We start from the raw sequence: 18009 nt of genomic DNA, 5'->3' as shown, positions 1-18009 counted from the left end.
AAAGTGGGTGCAGAAACTGAAAACTCAATTTGAGTTAGAACGCATTTGGATGGATGAGACCGACCTATTTTACCAAGTCAGACTCCAGCTCCATGCCTCCGTCTGTTCTAGCAGTCAAGAGGTGTATATGCAGGACGAGACGTTGCAAGAACTGATTGACTCGATTGCTGGATTCAATAACACTTGGGGGAAGAAACCTGTGATTTGGGAGTTGTTCGACTCGGATGCGGATGAGCAAAAAATCAGCCTCACTTTCACGCTGATTGATCGGACCGGGACGATCCAAGTCGACGTCCATATCCATGATGAGTGGCAACACGACCCGTTCGACCACTTCCGTGCGGCCTTCAGATTTAAGACGACGATGGGACAACTCGATGACCTCAGCGCCCAACTCAAACGGTTCATTCTTCGTGAGACCGACCATGTCGCCTCGCTCCATGAACGATGACAAGCCCAGACAAATAAGCGTCTGGGCTTGTTTTAATACCATTCTTTCGGTTCGTAATTCAATTCACGGAACAACTGCTCGCGCTCTTTCTTCGAAAGGTCGCGCCATTGGCCTGGCGGGAGCTTGCCGAGCGTGATGTTCATGATGCGGACGCGCTGCAAGCGGTACACCTCGTACCCGAGCTCTTCGCACATGCGACGGATTTGACGGTTGAGTCCTTGCGTGAGCGTGATGTTGAAGTCGAACTTCGACAGTTGGTGCACTTTACACGGCAACGTCTTCTGCCCGAGAATCTTGACGCCGGCCTCCATCTGCTCGACGAATTCTGGAGTGATTGGCTTATCGACCGAGACGATATACTCTTTCTCGTGCTCGTTCTCGGCGCGAAGAATCTCGTTGACGATATCGCCGTCGTTCGTCATCAAGATGAGCCCCTCAGAGTCTTTGTCGAGGCGCCCGATGTTGAAGATACGGAGCGGATGGTTGACGAGGTCGACCAAGTTGCCTTTCACTTTCTTCTCCGTCGTACTCGTGATGCCGACCGGTTTATGGACGGCGATGTAGACGTTGTTGCGGGCGACACGGGCGACCGAGCCGTTGACGAGCACTTCGTCCCCAGGCTTCACTTGGTCGCCGATTTTCGCTTTCTTCCCGTTGATGGTGACGCGTCCCTCTTCGACGAGACGGTCGGCTTGGCGGCGGGACGCTTTGCCTGATTCACTGATGAATTTATTGATACGCATCGATTCACGTCCTTTGTTTGGCTTCGTCTTCTCACTATAACGCATTTTACATACCGCCGAAAGCGGGAAACGAACGGAGAGAAGGGATGTGACACGATGGAGCACGCACGAGATTTATTAAAAGACGCGCTTCGATTTCAAGAACGGCTCTTGGCGTCACCGTTTCAAAAGGAGCTGATTGAGGGGGCATCTCCCGTCCTTTGGTACGGGCGTCCGACAGACGGGCAGTGGCTTACGATCGGAACGAACCCGTCGCGCGGCGAATTCTTTGAACGAGACGGCAAAGTCAGAAGGGACGACGCGCAGAAATTCTATTGGCGTGACCAGTCCTTTGAAGCGTATCTAGAGGACGAGACAGCCCTCGACGCGACGATTGAATACGCAACGGCCTATTTTGAGGCCGGGCGGGCGACGACGAGCTGGTTCGGTAAGCCAGACGGGGCGAAACTTGAAGCGTTACTCGAAGGCATGGACCGGTCGTTTTACGACGGGTCCGCCATCCATGTCGATTTCTTCAAATACGCGACTTATCGGCAAATGGGGCAGATTCGAGACGGGCGTCGTTGGATGGAACATCCCGACTCGCTGGCGCTTCTAGAACGGACGATTCGCCACATCCGTCCAGACCGCCTCATCGTGCTCGGTCGCGACAACTGCACGGCCATGACGGGCTTTACCGAAAAACGGACGGTCATGGGCTATCCGAGCGCCGTCTACGAGCTCGGCCTTCATCCGGCGGGCATCCCGATGGTCGGTCTTCACTTCAAACCGTCCGAGGTGTTCGTCGGCCTCGGCAACGGCGTCGACTTGAACGGTCTGCACCACGGCGCATATGCGAAGCGGGAGCACTTATTGAAAATCGGCGCGCACATTCGTCAGGAGGCAGACATTTTCTTCTCCTGAAAGATTACTTCGCAGGCGGATAGACGCGCGTGATGCTGCCCCAAAAATTGAACTCGTTGAAATCGATGTAACGGACGTCCTCGGAGCGGTTGTCGAGCACTTCGAGCAAGACAACGTCAGCGTAGCCGGGCTTTTTATATATGATATAGCCGATGCCCGTGACCGAATGATTTTTATAGAACCCGTTCGCCATATTTAAGATGAATGGGCGATTGGCAAGAAGCTCACGTTCGAACGTCGACCATTTCCATAAATAACGGGAGCTGCTGTGGCCGGTATACCCGTAATGGTCCCATAGCTTTGTGACGATGGTACTGATCCGTGTTGGCGGCGTACCTTTCTCGTCTTTAAAAAAATGGCGGACCGCGATGTCTCGAGCGTCTTGTTGGATGGTGAACACATCGTCTGGAATAGAAGCATAACCATGGTCGTGATAATAGCGGAAGATGGCCGTGATTGAGGTGAGCGTGCAGTTATTTTTTCCTCCGTTAAACGTGCGTTGGAGTAAGGCCGGGACCCCATCAATCCGTTTCTCTTCCTTCACGGTCCAATGGCCGTGATACCGGTCATCGACATAAGCTTGTGGATTGATGATTCCCGCGTATCCCTTCTTCGCCGTCTCGAGTTGTCCAGCAAAATGCTCTTCCACATCGATCCCTCCTTTTTTTCATTATACAAACAACGCCTCTTCCCAGGAAATGTGAGAAGAGGCGCTGTGTCGTCAAAAGACCAAATGTGCAATCCCGACAATAATCGGAAGTGTGATGAACGTCCGGAGCAAGAAGATGAGGACGAGGTCGACGAATGAAATAGGTAACTTCGAACCGAGGAGGAGCCCCCCGACTTCAGACATGAAGATGAGCTGCGTGACCGAAACGGTCGCGATGATGAAACGCGTCATCTCGCTCTCGATGCCACTTCCGAGCACGGCTGGCAAGAACATGTCGGCGAAACCGACGACCATCGTCTGCGCGGCGGCTTCGGCTTCTGGTACTTGGAGCAACATTAAAATCGGCTCGAACGGTTTACCGAGAATCGTGAAGACTGGCGTATATTCCGCGATGACGAGTGCGATCGTCCCGACGGCCATGACGATCGGTAAGATACCGAGCCACATGTCGAGAACGTTTTGGAGACCATCTTTCAAGGTGGCCCCGAAGCTCTTACTTGAACGCGACTTGAGGAGCGCCTGGCGTAATGCCCATTTCGGCATCGAGACGTTTGACGGCACTGGTTCTTCTGGTTTTAGCTCGGTCCCTTCATACGGCGTGTCCGCTTTTTTCGAAAGCGGATAAATACGCGGCATAATGAGGGCCGCGACGACACCTGACACGATAATCGCCCCGTAATATTGCAGGAAGTATGCGTCGAGTTCCATATACGACAAGATGACGATGGTGAACGTGATTGAGACGACGGAGAACGTCGTGGCGATGACGGCGGCTTCGCGCTTCGTATAGTATCCGTTTTCGTACTGTTTCGTCGTCAACAAGATCCCGATTGTCGCATCGCCGACCCATGAGGCGAGCGAGTCAAGAGAAGCCCGGCCCGGCAATTTGAAGAGCGGACGCATCACCTTGATGAGCATCGTCCCGACGAACTCGAGCAAGCCGAAGTTCAGTAAAAGTGGGAGTAACAGCCCGGCGAATAAGAACGTCGCAAATAAGATTGGAATTAGTTCATATAGGAGCAATCCCCCTGTGTTTTCGGATGTAATCATCTCTGGTCCGATGACGAGGAGCGTCATGATACCAGCGATGAGCCCGATGACACGCATGGCAAACCAGAACGGCGTGACGTTCAACAGCGAGTTGAAGTGCGGGCGTTCCAAGACGAACGCAGGTTTCGCAAGATATGTCCAAAGTGACCCGAGCACCGAGATACCCATCATGATCACGGCGAGCGTTGGCACGACGTCACCAATCACGCCAATCAGTTGATTCGATAAGAATGCGACCGGAATGGTGAAGCCGTCCTCGGTCGGGATTGGGACGATGAAGAACATCAATCCAATCAAAGATGGAATAAGAAATTTCAAAAAATCGTTGGACGTGAACGATGTCCCGTCCTGGTCTGGCCTGTTCGGTGTTTGATTCATTGTGTATACCCCATTTTCCCGTAAATGTGTGTGACCGCTCGCGTGTCCCCATCACGCGGCTGGTTTTTGCTATGAAGGAATAATATCTTCTCGTTCATTATAGTGAACGAAACGCTTCGACGGCAACAATCCGTTGTAATTTTCAGAAAAAAAGAAAGCGTTACCATGAGCAGGCGATTCGTATTTGACGTTGTTCTTTAGTATGATGACGGCGAGTCTTACAAATTCGAGATATTCATCATATATAATAGAAGCGGAGAGATGAACCATGAGATTAAGTGTACTCGATCAAGCACCGGTCACGTCCGGTCATACGTCAGAGCATGCCCTTGAGAGCGCTGTCGAACTTGCGCAACTCGCTGATGAGCTCGGTTATCATCGGATGTGGATGGCCGAACACCACGGGGGCATGTCGTTTGCGAGTTCGGCGCCAGAAGTCATCGCGGCTTATCTAGCGGCCAAAACGGAACGGATTCGCCTCGGGTCCGGCGGCATCATGATGATGCACTATTCACCGCTCAAAATGGCAGAAGTATTCAAGACGCTGAGTGCACTCGCACCAGGTCGAATCGATTTCGGCGTCGGCCGGGCACCGGGTGGGGACGCCAATGCCATTTACGCGATGTCGCAAGGCCAAAAGCCGATGATGGACGGCCTGTATGAGAAACTTGGGACGACGCTCCAACTGATCAACGACGAGACGCCGGAAGAACGCTGGTATAAGACGACACCGGCCGCTCCGACAGGGGTCGTCCTCCCCGAGGCATGGCTACTCGGCTCGAGCGGAAACAGCGCCATCCAAGCCGGACGGATGGGCGTCGGCTACTCGTTCGCGCAATTTTTCAACGGCGAGTTGAGCACCGATGCGCTCGACGCCTATCGCCACAACTTTCGACCGTCGGCCTTTATGGAAAAGCCCGACATCAATGTCACGTATCTCGTCACGACGGCCGAAACGGAAGAAGAAGCCGAATATTTGGCGCGTCCGTCTGACTTGTCCCGTTTGTTCCTCATGCGCGGCCAACTGCGCCAACTGATGAGTCCGGAAGCGGCGCACGCCTATCCGCTCACCGAGGTCGATCAAATTCATATCGCCAACAACCGCGCCATCCACCTCGTCGGAACACCGAAGCAAATTGCGACGCAACTGCAAGAAGAAGCAGAGCGTTACGGCTTTGACGAGGCGATGATTTGTAGCATTCAACACCAGCAAGCCGATCGCTTGAACGTTTACCGTTTACTTGCGAAAGAGTTGCTGTAACAAGACGCTCCTTCTCAATTTGGGAAGGGGCGTCTTCGTTTAGATGAATAGCTGAAGAAGGACGAACAAGACGACGAGACCGCCGAGCAGTACCGCGAAGATGACAGAAGTCGCGCGTTCGTGATGCCGAAAGATTGTATACAATCCGACGAAGAACGCACCCATCGCTGCAGCAAGCGCCGTCATCGAGACGAAGGCTGGCCACGTATTTGTGAACAGTGTGCTGACGTTGAACGGTGGAGCAGATTGTGGGCTGGTGGTGGCGATAATCAACAAGAGGAAGACGGCGAGCAACAGCCCGATTGACCATTTGCCGGGCCGTGTCTGTGGATAGACGTTTCGACTGATCATGATGGCTCACCTCGATTCCGGACTAGACTCACTTATCTTTACCCGTTTTCGTACAATCTGAGTAAAAAACACTTTCCCTTTTTTTAAACGGTTTTATGAACAAATGAGCAGAAAAGTTCTACACTAGAGGGAACAGAGATTGTTTGGAGGTAGCTTATGAAACAGATGAAGGCCGACCCACATTATTTATTCGATGTATTCGTTCGTTTGTATCGCATGGTGTTCTTAATGGAAGTGACGCCCAATGGTTATCGCTATGTGCGTGTCAGTGAAGAGGGTAAGCGCGCCTCCATGCTTCCTGACGATGTGGCGGGTCGCTACTTGCAAGACATGTACACGGCTGAAGTCGCAGATGAATTGATTCATTACTATGACTCGGTCTTAGCAACGCGTTCACCCGTCTATTTCATGTCAAAGATGAACATTGAGACGAATACGGCCCGCTTCGCTTCATCTGTTCTCATGCCGATTGAAGATGAGCAAGGCGAGATTCGGTATATTCTTGGATTGACGACCGACTTATCAAAAGAAGCCGAGATGGAACTCCTTTCAAGCATCGAGCACATCGATTATTTGACGGGGATGCCAAACTTGATGAAAGTCAAACTCGAGCTTGAAAAGGTCTTCCACCAAACGACCGGTGACGAAATGACGAGCGTCATGCGCCTTCACATCAATCGCTTCAAAATCATTCTGTCCCTTCAAGGGGTTGAGCCGTCGCATCACTTGATTAAAGAAATGACGCGACGATTGGCCGAACTGCTTCCGGTCGGATCAATCATCGGTCGTGTTGACGGCGAAGACTTCGTCGTCGTCTTACCGCATACATCGGTCGAGGCGGCGTATGCGCACGGTGAGCGTTTACTAGGCGCACTCGCGGATTACACGTATGATGTAGCGGGGAATGAATTCGCCCTATCCGGATGCATCGGCATTAGCGCCGGATACGAAGACGCCGATCGTGTCATCATGAACGCGTCGACGGCGCTCCTTGAAGCGAGACAAGCCGGCAAACAAGTGATTCGTCTATATGAAAAAGACGACTATGTCCAACATTATATCGATGAGATGACGATTGAGACGGAACTCGTCAAAGGGTTGAAAGCAAATGAGTTCAGCATGGTGTATCAGCCACGCGTCAGCTGTCATGATGGCACGATTCACTTTGAGGCGCTTGTGCGCTGGAATAGCGCGACCCTTGGAAACGTCTCCCCGGAAACGTTTATTACCATTGCGGAGAAATCGCTTCTCATCGAAGATATCACGGCGTTCGTCATCGAACGGGTCTGTCAGGATTTGATTGAGCGCCCAGAGGTGTTCGCAGGACGTCGCGTCGCGATTAACGTGTCACCGGTCGTCTTTAAACAGTCCTATATGCGAAACGTCCTCTCGACGTTTGCTTGTCATGGACTCTCTCCACACCAATTTGAATTTGAAATTACCGAACATACGCTCATGCAAGAACCGCTCGTCGGGATTCAAACGGTCGATTATTTGAAGGCGAAAGGGTTCCGTATTTTGATTGATGACTTCGGTGTCAGTTATTCCTCGCTGAATTATTTAAAGTTGTTCGACATTGACGGCATTAAAATCGATCGCTCCTTCATCAGTCAACTCGATAAAGAAAATGGACTAAAAGAGTACGAAATTGTGAAACTGATCGTCTCGCTCGCCAAAAAGCTAGACCTCGAAGTGACGGCCGAAGGGGTAGAGACCGAGGCGCAATACCACGTCGTCGAACGGCTCGGTTGCGATGAAGTGCAAGGCTTTTTCTTCAGTCGACCGCTTCCGCTGAGCGAGTTGCAAACGGCCCTCGATACGCTCGAACATCAATATGCGGCGCTCCGTCACGGATTATCAGGGCGTCAGCAGGCGTTCACGTCACTTCATGAGAATGAGACTGAACGATTGAAAGCGATTTTGCGCCTCGAGATTTTACATTCACCACGAGAAGAGCGATACGACCGAATCAGTCGTCTCGTTGGGCATACCCTCGACATGCCGACGGCGTTGATTTCGATTTTGACACCGGACCAGCAATGGGTCAAATCGTGCCATGGGGAAGGGATCCAGCCGTACTTCGAACGGAAGTGGACGCTATGCGACCGGGTCGTGACGAGCAAATCGAACTTGGTCATCGAAGACGTGCAAGCGACGGAAATGACGGAAGGGAATCCTGTGCTCGAAGACTTAGGCTTTTATGCCGGTGTCCCGTTGATTACGAGTGCAGGCCATGCCATCGGGACACTTTGCGTCACAGATGAAATTCCGAGAACCTTTGACGAGGCCGGCATGCAGACACTCGAAGATTTCGCCCGCTGGATCATCGCTGAAATTGAATTGACCGAACAGAAGCGCGCTTCGACACGACGTCAACAAACACTTGAATCGTTGTATGAGATCACGGCACTCCATGCCCCGTTCGCAGAAAAGCTAAAACGAATTCAAACCGTCTTGCGGGAATGGATCGGTTATACGCATGCGATTGCGTTCTCTGTGGAAAATGGATTTAAGACGTGGTCGGCGGATGGAGACACGGCACTCAAATGGAACGAGGACGACATGATGCGTCTTGAAGCCATCGCGACGAGCAATCACCAACGGCTAGATCGTGCCGAATTGGTCGTGAACGGCATCGAATTCTCGGCGGTGATTGCTTTGCCGCTCGTCAGTGAGGGGAAGACGTTCGGTTGGGTTGTCTTCCTCACGGAACAAGGGAGTCTCGACGATGTGATTGACCAAGTCGCCATCCAAGAGATGACGGACACGATTTTACTCGTGACCCGTTGGATGGAAAATGAGATTCGCCGTGAGCGTAAACATCAAGAAGTCATCGAGCTGATCACGAAAGACGGATTGACGAAACTCGGCAATCGTCATTCGCTCATGGCGGACCTACGGCAAAAGATGAACCGGAAACAGCCTGTCGCCCTCTTGTTCATCGACCTAGACGATTTCAAACGCATTAACGACACGTACGGTCACCTCGTCGGAGATGAAGTGCTCATCGAGACGGCGAAGCGGATTCGTTCGTTCAGCGAGTTTTATACAGGCAAGGCGTATCGGTTCGCAGGGGATGAGTTTTTAATCATCCTCGAGTCAGAAGCGCTTGAACAGGCTGATTTTGAGAAGTTGGCGGCACTGATTTCCCAGGAAATGTTGGTCGGGAACGATTTATCGCTCCAGTTATCGGCAAGCATCGGGGTCGCTTATTCATCAGGAGAGTTCACGTCGCTCGACGATTTGATTCATCACTCGGACGCTGCGATGTACGTCGCCAAAAATTGCGGAGGCGACGGCTTCTACATTTATGATTCACGAGAAGAGAAGTGAGGGGAAAAAGATGGGGAAACTATGGTTAATCGAAGGATTGCCAGGCAGTGGCAAGACGACGTTCGCCGAGGCTTTAGCAAAGCGTGACGCAAAGCGGACGTTTTATTCGGAGGTCGATCCCGCCCATCCCGTCGATGTGCATGATGTGCGGTGGGTCGAAGGGGAAGTCACGTCCGGACACGTGCTCGAGCGTGACGCGCGGGGCACGTTCGTCCGATATGAGTCAACGGATGAGCCGCAAGGGACGGACGTCTATGAGTTGCCGTTCGAGCAACACGTTGACGTCATGCTCGGTCGCTGGGAACGATTCGTTCAACAGGCACGTCATCAAGACGAAGCGTACGTGTTCGAGTGTGCGCTACTCCAAAATCCGTTCACGATCGGCATGATTTCTCAAGACGTACCCCTGGCTTTCCTTCAGGCCTACGTGGAGGGAATCGTCGAACGAATTGCCCCGCTCGACCCGACCGTCGTCTACGTAGAGCTTGAAGATGTCGAAACGGCGTTCAAAGATGTTTATGCGGAACGACCAGAGGCGTGGCAACACGGCTTTGTCGAGTACTACACGAAGCGCCGATACGCGATGCGCAAGGCGTTATCTGGAATAGACGGCACGATTGAAATTTTGAAAGAACGGCAACGCCATGAACTAGACTGCTTGAACCGATTATCGCTTCGTCACGTTCGCGTGTTAAACGATCACCGGAACGCAATCGAGCAAATCGCAAGCATCGAGTCAGGGGAGGGTCACACATGCAGACATTAATTTCCCATTCCCCTCGATTTTGGTACATGACGCCAGTGGCCGAGACCGATCGACCGATTTTAGGCGTTGTCGTCGGTGAGACTCATACGCTCCTCATCGATGCAGGGAACTCTGAGTCCCATGTGACCGATCTCCTCACTGCGATGGAAGCAAAAGGGTTGAAGCGTCCGACGCTCGTCGCGCTGACGCACTGGCATTGGGATCATATTTTCGGACTTTCGGCGTTAACGGACCTCGTCTCGATTGCGAGCACGGAGACGAAAAACCGGATGGAGCGTCTCTTGCCCTATGAGTGGGATGACGCGTCGCTCGACGAACGCGTCAAAAGCGGAATCGAAATCCCGTTCTGTGCCGAGGCGATCCGTCTCGAGTTCGGTGCGCAGCGGACGATGCGCGTCGTGTTGCCGACGTTGACGTTCGACGATACCCTCACGCTCGACCTCGGCGGGGTACATGTCATTTTGAAACACGTCGGTGGGGACCATGCGGCCGACTCAGTCGTCGCCTACATCCCAGAAGAGCGCGTCTTGTTTTTAGGCGACGCGCTCTATGCGAACCTATACGCCCCGTCCTGGCGCATGACGGCAGAAGCGACGCTTCGCTTGCTCGACCTGCTCGACCGGTTCGATGCGGACGCATACGTCTGGTCGCACGGGGAAGTCGTATCCCGTGAAGCGTTTGAAAAAGATCGTGACATCCTGCGTCGTTTGGCGGTTCTAGCGCTTGATTTCCCAGGAAATGAAGCGATGATGACGGCTCAATACGAACAGAAGGTCGGTCGACCTGTCGATGAAGAAGAGCAAGAGTTGATTACATTCTTCGTGAATGGGTCAGGTGAAGCATGATGGAGATTCAAGAGATTGCACAGGATGATGCGGCGTTCCAACAATATTTGACAGAGCGACTTCGGGTGTTTAACGACACACATTCGTCCCATCATCGCAATATTCGAGGTGTAGACGTCCCCGTCGTCCAGTTGAAAGTGGAGCGAGACGGGGAGATCATCGCCGGATTGTACGGTAGCGTCTATTGGGGCTGGTTCGATTTGGACCGACTGTGGGTTGCTGAAGCCTACCATAACCAAGGAATCGGCTCGCGCTTGCTCGTGGCAGGAGAGGCGAAAGCACGGATGCTCGGGGCGAGTCGGGTGAAGCTGACGACCTTCTCGTTCCAGGCCAAGTCGTTTTATGAGCGATACGGCTATGAGGTCGCTGGGGTGTTGCATGACTATCCGCCAGGTGCCGACTACTATATGATGACGAAACGCTTCACAAACGCATAAAAACAGGCGACTCGCGCGAGTCGCCTGTTTTTAATATACTTTGTCCCCGTTAAAAATCGAATTTTTCACCATGACGTAATCGACGGTACGCAATGCGTCCAGATTGTCCCCACCCGAGTAGGAGATGGCCGATTGGAGGTCTTGCTCCATCTCGGTCAACGTGTCCTGTAATGCCCCCTTGTATGCGACGAACATCTTTTTCCCTTCGACGTTTTTCCGTTCCCCTTTTTGGAATTCAGACGCCGAACCGAAGTATTCTTTGAGCAGTTTCCCGTCCTGCTCGATCGTCGCGCCCGGTGACTCTTCATGGCCCGCGAACAGCGAACCAATCATGACCATTGACGCACCGAAACGAATCGATTTCGCGATGTCTCCATGTGTGCGGATTCCCCCATCCGCGATAATCGGTTTGGTCGCCGCTTTGGCACACCAACGGAGGGCGGCGAGTTGCCATCCACCAGTCCCAAAGCCAGTCTTGATTTTCGTGATGCACACTTTCCCGGGACCGATGCCGACTTTCGTCGCATCCGCGCCCGCATGTTCGAGTTCTCGGACGGCTTCGGGCGTCCCGACGTTTCCGGCAATGACGAACGTTCCAGGCAAGTGGTGCTTGATGTGTTGGATCATGCGAATAACCGCATTCGAGTGCCCGTGGGCGATATCGATCGTGATGAACTCAGGCGTATGCCCCATTTCAGCGAGCATTTCAACGAAACGGTATTCGTCTTCCTTCACCCCGACGCTGATTGACACGTATAAGCCGCGTCCGTGCATGTCTTCGATAAACGCGAGCCGCGTCTCGGGATGAAAGCGATGCATGATATAGAAATAGCCGTTCTCCGCAAGGGAGAGGGCGACCTTCTCATCGATAATCGTCTGCATATTCGCCGGCACGACCGGAAGTCGGAACGTGAAACCGCCGAGTGTCACACTGGCATCACACTCAGACCGGCTATCAACGACACATTTAGCCGGAATTAATTGAATATCTTCATAATCGAACACTTTATCCATTTGGAACACCCCTATTTACGAACATTTTAAGTAACATGAGTTAAAATTCTTCGTCCATTCGGTAATGTAACCCATATGCGGATGAAAGTCAAAGCTTACTGGCGAAAAGTAAGTAAAAAAATAAAAAATAGTTAAATTTTCTCGTTAATGTTCGGATTTTGACGTAAATTTAATGTTTCGCGTGAAAAAGACCGCTTGTCAGCGGTCTTCATACAAGGCGTAGCCGTTGCGGCCATTCGATTTCGCTTTATATAGTGCGATGTCCGCTCGCTTTAACAGTTGTTTCGGTGAAACGGCGCCGTCACAGCTAGCAATTCCAATACTCGACGTCGTGACGAAGGCGTGCGTCTCGATCTGCCACGGCTGTTCAAGGGCGACGAGTAATTTCTCGGCGACCCGACGCGGGGCGATGGGGTCGTTGTATCGAATCAACACGATGAATTCATCTCCACCGAACCGGGCGATGACGTCTTGCTTGCGGAGTACATCGGTGAGCCGGTGGGCGAACTGACGTAACAGTTCATCCCCGATGTCATGTCCGAGCGTGTCGTTGACCCATTTGAACCGGTCGAGGTCGAGCGATAGAATCGCGAGGGATTCCGCTTCTTCTTCGATTCGCGAGAGGGACTCTTCAAGATAGGCAAGGAAATAGCGGCGATTCGGCAAATCCGTCAACGTATCGTGATACGCAAGGTGTCGTAGCTGTTTCTCGACGACTTTCCGTTGCATGATCTCCCGAGTGACCGTCAAGTAGTGAAGCAACGTGCCAGTGTCACTATAAATGGCCTGAATCTTTGTCTCGAGCCAAATCCAACGTCCGTCATCGTGTGCATGTCGGAACTCGAGCGTGAGCGGCGATGCGGCCGTGATGGACCGAAGCTTCTGACGTGTCGAGACGACGTCGCGAGGATGGATGAAGTCAAGCGTGTTTTTCCCTTCATAGAACGAAGGGGTGTAACCGAGCACGTGGAGATGGGAAGGGCTCGCATAGCGTACCGTTCCGTCCGCTTCAAGTATGCAGACAAGATCGCTCATGTTCTCGGTAATGAGGCGATATTGCGTCTCGCTTTGACGAAGCGCCTCTTCCATTTCCCGCTTGTCCGTCACATCGCGGAGAACGGTCAGGACGGCCGGGGTCCCTTCGTAATCGATGACGAGGCTCGTGATGTCCATGTGCAGGCGTTGACCGCCTTGGGTAATGAGCGTCAGTTCCGTTTCATCAACAGGATCCCCGAGACGTAGCACTTCAAGCCGGTTCAGGATGTGTTCGTGGTGTTCCGGGGCGATGAACTGGAAGATGGATTCGTGATGCATCTTAGGCTCACCAATCGTCGAGCGCGCGATGGCGTTCGCGTATAATACATGCCCGTCCCGATGCACGATAATCCCTTCAGGAATCAGCTCGATCAATTGGCGGTAACGCCGTTCACTTTCCCGCATCGCCCGTTCGGCGTCCTTCTCCGGCGTGTGGTCGATGATGATGGCAAACAGGCCGTTAATATGGCCACCGACTTCAATCGGAATATTCAAAATCGCCAAATCGAGCGGTTCTCCGGACCGGTAACGTCCACGAATGGCGTACTTGTGTGGAGTGCCTGACATGGCATGGCGAAGCCCCGCTTCGACCGTTGTGCGTTCAGACGTCTCGACCCAGTCGATGAACGAGCGGTCCAACAAGTCATCTTCCGTGTAACCTGTAATCGCCGTAACGGCCGGATTGAGCGACTTGATGCGGAAATCATGATCGAGGACAAAAATACCGTGGGGCGAATAACGGCGTAACGACTCATGCTGATCACGTAAAATCGTCAGTTCGAGCTCACGTCGCTTGCGTTCGGTCACTTCCCGGACGACCGAAATGACGTGCGTGCACGTCTCCCCGTCAAACACCGGCGTCACTTCTGACTCGAAGTAGTGCAGTGGCAACGACAAGACGTCCTCTGATTCGAGCGTATCCGTATAGAACGAATCGGCAAGTTGATAATCTTCATAAACGACGCTCTTTCGTTCTCGGATGGCTTGATTGTAATAGCGAGAGATGAGCGCGGCCGTTTCAGGCGGCACTTTATCCTCAATGCTCTTCCCAAGGTCGTCATCAGTCCAGCCGATCGCACGTTTGCCGGGCTCGTTGACGAACACATATCGATAGGTCGCCCCGTCGACTTCCATGAAGAACACGTAGTCCGAAATCTTATCAAACGTTCGAAGTAGGGCGGCGGAATGGTGATGAATCGTCTGGTCAGCGTACATGATGTCCCTCGTTTCGATAAAAACTTTTCAACACGTCATTCTCATATTACCGTATGTCGAACAGAAATGTGTGAACATTCAAAAAAGACAGGACGAAAGTTCCGTCCTGTCAGGCTACCTGTTTTAGCTTGGCGCGTTCATGCCGTCCGTTCATGATGTGATACAAGAAGAGCAATAAAGCCACGACCCCTGCGAGACCGAGGTAGAGCATCGAGAACCCGGTCAGTGGAATCATCAAGCCAATCAAGTAAGGCCCGAACCCGAGTCCCGCGTCAAGGGCGATAAAAAATGTCGAAGTGGCCATTCCCATTCGCGCCGGCGTAGCTGCTTTGACCGCAATCGCTTGCGTCCCGGACTGGATATTCCCGAAGCCAAGGCCAATCAAGGCACCGGCAACGAGTAAACCGATTGCCGTCGTCGCTTGGCTCAACACGAACAATCCGACGGCGAACACGGCGATGGCGGGGTACATCACAATGTTTGCCCCGCGCGCGTCCATGAGCCGCCCGGTAAGGGGACGGGACAACAGCACGGCGATTGAATAGACGAGGAAGAAAACGCTGGCCGCTTCGACGAGATCGAGCTCGCTCGCGTAAAAGTTAATGTAAGACAACACACTCGAGAAGCTGAGCGCAGCGACCGCGATGATCAGGGCAATCGGTAATGCTTTCGGTTCAACGAACGCGCTCAGTGAAAAGCCGCGGACGATTTTTGGATGGTCCGCTTCCGGCACGTTCACGAACAAGGCGCTGACGAGACTGATTACCCCGACGATGAGACAAAGCAAGAAAATCGTGGTGAAGCTCGTATACTGACTCATGAGCAGGCCGACGAACGGACCGATTGCGGTCGCGAGCGTTGAACTCATGCTGTAATAGCCGATGCCTTCTCCTTTTCGGGCCGCTGGAATGACTTGCGCGACGATCGTCCCGGTCGCCGTGCTCGAAAGTCCCATGCCAAGACCGTGCACGAAACGGGTAAGCAAGAGGAAGCCGACACCAAAGTCTACGAAGTAGAGAAGGATTGTCGCGGTGAAGAAGGTAAGACCGATCAGAAGCGTCTTTCTCCGACCAATCGAATCGATGAGACGTCCAATGAAGAGACGCCCGACGAGGGTACCGATGATAAATATTCCTGTGACCAGACCGGCTTCACTCGTCGTCGCTCCGTAGGCCGTGACGGCATGGACCCCGATTGTGACCATGAGTAAAAAGAAGATGAGCGTGAGGAAAAAGTTGACGAGCGAGATAATGAAAAAGTCTTTCGTCCAAAGTTTTTGTGTAGTCAATTGCATGACGGGCCCGCCTCCTAGGATTATCTAATAAATAGTTAATAAACATAACTAAAAGAGTATAGCAAATAGCGGACACCTCTGTCTGTTTGCACGCATCGACCATAAAAAAGACGCGACTCATGGATTGAGTCGCGTCGTCCTGCATCGATCACATCCGGTCCCAGAACCGGGCTTTGGCAATTCCATCAATAAACGTATCAAACCCGTCAAGGCTGTGTTCCGGGAATGAGAACACGCCGGGCTGGTCTATCTTCACGCGGCACTTCGCGAGCACGTCATCGTGATGTAAGTGAAGGGCGAGCGGTTTGTAGTGCTTGTACGTATTCTCGATGAATTCGAGGACGTCGTCTTCGACCGAGGTCGCAGTACTGACGAGGAAGGCAGCATCGAACAGGCTCGAGTCGACCGTGTCATACGTCTCTTTCACTTTCAGGTCGCCGAGCGTATGCGCTTTTTTGCCGACGAGGCTGTAGTTGATTTTATTTTCCGCCAGGGCTTGCACCCACGCCTTCACTTGACCGGCATCGACATCGCCCGCTAACAAAACGGCCACACTCCGTGTATCCGGTTTTCGCACCGTATCCGCCATGCTGAGGGCAGGTGACGCTTTGTCCGAGACGACTTCGTGATTTTCTGCCGGGAGCGCGACACCGATGTTCTCGGCAATGACTGATGCCAAGTGACGATCAATCCGATTGAACAAATCAATCGCATTCTCTTTCACGAGATCGGAGTCACATTTCCCGAGCTCGAAGCTACCGGCATCTTGAATGTGTTTCTTCTCGACGTCCGTCATGCTGTTATAAAACATCTTGGCTTGTGAGTAGAAGTCGAGGAAACTATCGCTCCGACCGCGAATCTTATGTCCGTCGACTTTCTCCTGATAATGTTCGAATCCACCTTGGTCGGCCGGAACGGGTGCGGGTTGATTGTTGTTGAGTGCATTCTTATGGTAGCTCGTTTGCCCTTTATGAACCGCCATTTGATGCATACCGTCCCGCTGGTTGTTATGAAACGGACAGACCGGTTTGTTAATCGGGATTTGATGGAAGTTTGGTCCGCCAAGCCTTGATAGCTGGGTGTCTGTGTACGAGAACAAACGTCCTTGAAGCAATGGGTCGTTCGAAAAATCAATGCCTGGGACGAGATGGCCCGGGTGGAAAGCGACTTGTTCAGTTTCTGCGAAGAAGTTGTCGACGTTTCGATTGAGCGTCATCTTGCCGACTAGCTTAACGGGCACATCTTCTTCTGGCCACAATTTCGTCGGGTCTAAAATGTCAAAGTCGAATTTGAACTCGTCCTCTTCTGCGAGAATCTGTAAGCCGAGCTCCCATTCTGGATAGTCGCCCTTGTCGATGGCCTCATACAAGTCAACGCGATGGAAGTCGGCATTCTTACCGAGCGCCTTTTGAGCTTCGTCCCAGACTAAAGAATGGATACCGAGTTTCGGTTTCCAGTGGAACTTGACGAAATGCGCTTTCCCTTCGGCGTTGACGAGCCGGAACGTATGCACCCCGAACCCTTCCATCATGCGCAGGCTGCGCGGGATGGCCCGGTCACTAAGTGCCCACATGACCATATGGGCCGCCTCTTGGTTTTGACCGACAAAATCCCAAAACGTGTCGTGGGCGCTCCCGCCTTGCGGGACTTCCGTATGCGGCTCCGGTTTCACGGCATGAACGAGGTCAGGGAACTTAATCGCGTCTTGGATAAAGAAGACGGGGATGTTGTTTCCGACGAGGTCATAGTTGCCTTCATCTGTATAAAACTTTGTTGCAAAACCACGGACGTCACGGACCGTATCACCCGAACCACGCGATCCTTGTACGGTCGAGAAACGAACGAACACCGGAGTCACTTTCGATGGATCGGTTAAAAAATCGGCTTTCGTGTATTCCGCAAGGGACTCATACACTTGAAATTCGCCATGCGCCCCGACACCACGAGCATGGACGATTCGTTCCGGGATACGCTCGTGATCGAAATGCGTCATCTTCTCCCGAAAATGGAAATCCTCAATTAGGGTCGGTCCCCGCCGACCGGCTTTGAGTGAAAACTCGTCCTCCGCCATCTTCAACCCTTGATTCGTCGTGAGCCCGGCCTGTTGCTCGTTGTCAATCGTATGTTGTTTCAGCTGCTCTTCTTTCTTATTCCCCATGTCATTGCCTCCCCTTTAAGTATGCGCACCCGTGTAAGCCACGTTTTGGCCTACTTAACGAGTTTTCCCTAACCGAACGAGAAAAAACCCCCCTTTTTATAAAAG

Annotated in this window: 15 protein-coding genes; 7 read left to right on the top strand and 8 right to left on the bottom strand. The window is 52.5% G+C overall.

The window, feature by feature from the left end:
- Positions 1–49 precede the first annotated feature (49 nt).
- Positions 50–451, top strand: a complete 402-nt coding sequence (locus KNP92_RS12020; RefSeq protein ID WP_246514289.1) for a hypothetical protein — start codon at positions 50–52, stop codon at positions 449–451.
- Positions 452–483: 32 nt separating this feature from the next.
- On the opposite strand, the gene rluF is transcribed toward KNP92_RS12020, so the two are convergent.
- Positions 484–1194, bottom strand: coding sequence for a 23S rRNA pseudouridine(2604) synthase RluF (gene rluF, locus KNP92_RS12015; RefSeq protein ID WP_034803651.1), 711 nt, complete (start codon positions 1192–1194; stop codon positions 484–486).
- 96 nt (positions 1195–1290) lie between these two features.
- Between rluF and KNP92_RS12010 the strand changes: the two genes are divergently transcribed.
- A complete protein-coding gene (locus KNP92_RS12010) occupies positions 1291–2097 on the top strand; it encodes a hypothetical protein (RefSeq protein ID WP_214840821.1) in 807 nt (268 codons plus the stop codon).
- A gap of 4 nt (positions 2098–2101) precedes the next feature.
- Here KNP92_RS12010 and KNP92_RS12005 read toward each other — a convergent pair whose 3' ends face one another.
- Both KNP92_RS12005 and KNP92_RS12000 read right to left on the bottom strand, forming a co-directional pair.
- Positions 2102–2746, bottom strand: coding sequence for a C39 family peptidase (locus KNP92_RS12005; protein ID WP_214840819.1), 645 nt, complete (start codon positions 2744–2746; stop codon positions 2102–2104).
- 72 nt (positions 2747–2818) lie between these two features.
- Positions 2819–4195: a YjiH family protein gene (locus tag KNP92_RS12000; protein WP_214840817.1), complete on the bottom strand. Its 1377-nt coding sequence runs from the start codon at positions 4193–4195 to the stop codon at positions 2819–2821.
- 268 nt (positions 4196–4463) lie between these two features.
- On the opposite strand from KNP92_RS12000, the gene KNP92_RS11995 reads away from it, so the two are divergent.
- Positions 4464–5456 (top strand): LLM class flavin-dependent oxidoreductase, encoded by a 993-nt coding sequence (locus tag KNP92_RS11995; protein WP_214840815.1) that lies wholly within the window; start codon positions 4464–4466, stop codon positions 5454–5456.
- 39 nt (positions 5457–5495) lie between these two features.
- On the opposite strand, the gene KNP92_RS11990 is transcribed toward KNP92_RS11995, so the two are convergent.
- Complete coding sequence (locus KNP92_RS11990; protein ID WP_034803628.1) at positions 5496–5807, bottom strand: hypothetical protein; 312 nt, start codon at positions 5805–5807, stop codon at positions 5496–5498.
- Positions 5808–5963: 156 nt separating this feature from the next.
- Here KNP92_RS11990 and KNP92_RS11985 point away from each other — a divergent pair, with 156 nt between their 5' ends.
- The 4 genes from KNP92_RS11985 to KNP92_RS11970 are packed head-to-tail and all read left to right on the top strand — an operon-like array spanning position 5964 to position 11188.
- Positions 5964–9140 (top strand): EAL domain-containing protein, encoded by a 3177-nt coding sequence (locus KNP92_RS11985; protein ID WP_214840813.1) that lies wholly within the window; start codon positions 5964–5966, stop codon positions 9138–9140.
- A 10-nt stretch (positions 9141–9150) separates the two neighbouring features.
- On the top strand, positions 9151–9906 hold the full coding sequence (locus tag KNP92_RS11980; protein WP_051622472.1) for a P-loop NTPase family protein: 756 nt from the start codon (positions 9151–9153) through the stop codon (positions 9904–9906).
- Positions 9894–10751 (top strand): MBL fold metallo-hydrolase, encoded by an 858-nt coding sequence (locus tag KNP92_RS11975; RefSeq protein ID WP_214840811.1) that lies wholly within the window; start codon positions 9894–9896, stop codon positions 10749–10751. Before KNP92_RS11980 ends, KNP92_RS11975 begins: the two co-directional genes overlap by 13 nt.
- Positions 10748–11188 (top strand): GNAT family N-acetyltransferase, encoded by a 441-nt coding sequence (locus KNP92_RS11970; protein WP_214840810.1) that lies wholly within the window; start codon positions 10748–10750, stop codon positions 11186–11188. Before KNP92_RS11975 ends, KNP92_RS11970 begins: the two co-directional genes overlap by 4 nt.
- Before the next feature lie 30 nt (positions 11189–11218).
- On the opposite strand, the gene guaC is transcribed toward KNP92_RS11970, so the two are convergent.
- The 4 genes from guaC to KNP92_RS11950 form a co-directional block, all read right to left on the bottom strand.
- Positions 11219–12202, bottom strand: a complete 984-nt coding sequence (gene guaC / locus KNP92_RS11965) for a GMP reductase (protein ID WP_214840809.1) — start codon at positions 12200–12202, stop codon at positions 11219–11221.
- A gap of 198 nt (positions 12203–12400) precedes the next feature.
- Positions 12401–14452 carry a sensor domain-containing diguanylate cyclase gene (locus KNP92_RS11960; protein ID WP_214840808.1) on the bottom strand — a complete coding sequence of 684 codons (2052 nt, stop codon included), beginning with the start codon at positions 14450–14452 and terminating at the stop codon, positions 12401–12403.
- A 109-nt stretch (positions 14453–14561) separates the two neighbouring features.
- The gene (locus KNP92_RS11955; RefSeq protein WP_214840807.1) at positions 14562–15746 is read right to left on the bottom strand and encodes an MFS transporter; all 1185 of its coding nucleotides are present in this window, start codon (positions 15744–15746) and stop codon (positions 14562–14564) included.
- A gap of 148 nt (positions 15747–15894) precedes the next feature.
- Positions 15895–17904 carry a catalase gene (locus tag KNP92_RS11950; protein WP_214840806.1) on the bottom strand — a complete coding sequence of 670 codons (2010 nt, stop codon included), beginning with the start codon at positions 17902–17904 and terminating at the stop codon, positions 15895–15897.
- Between the last annotated feature and the right edge of the window lie 105 nt (positions 17905–18009).

Source organism: Exiguobacterium sp. s122 (assembly GCF_018618475.1).
Classification (GTDB): domain Bacteria; phylum Bacillota; class Bacilli; order Exiguobacteriales; family Exiguobacteriaceae; genus Exiguobacterium; species Exiguobacterium himgiriensis.
The sequence above is the reverse complement of the archived record's forward strand: the minus strand, read 5'-3'. Positions and strand labels throughout refer to the sequence as shown.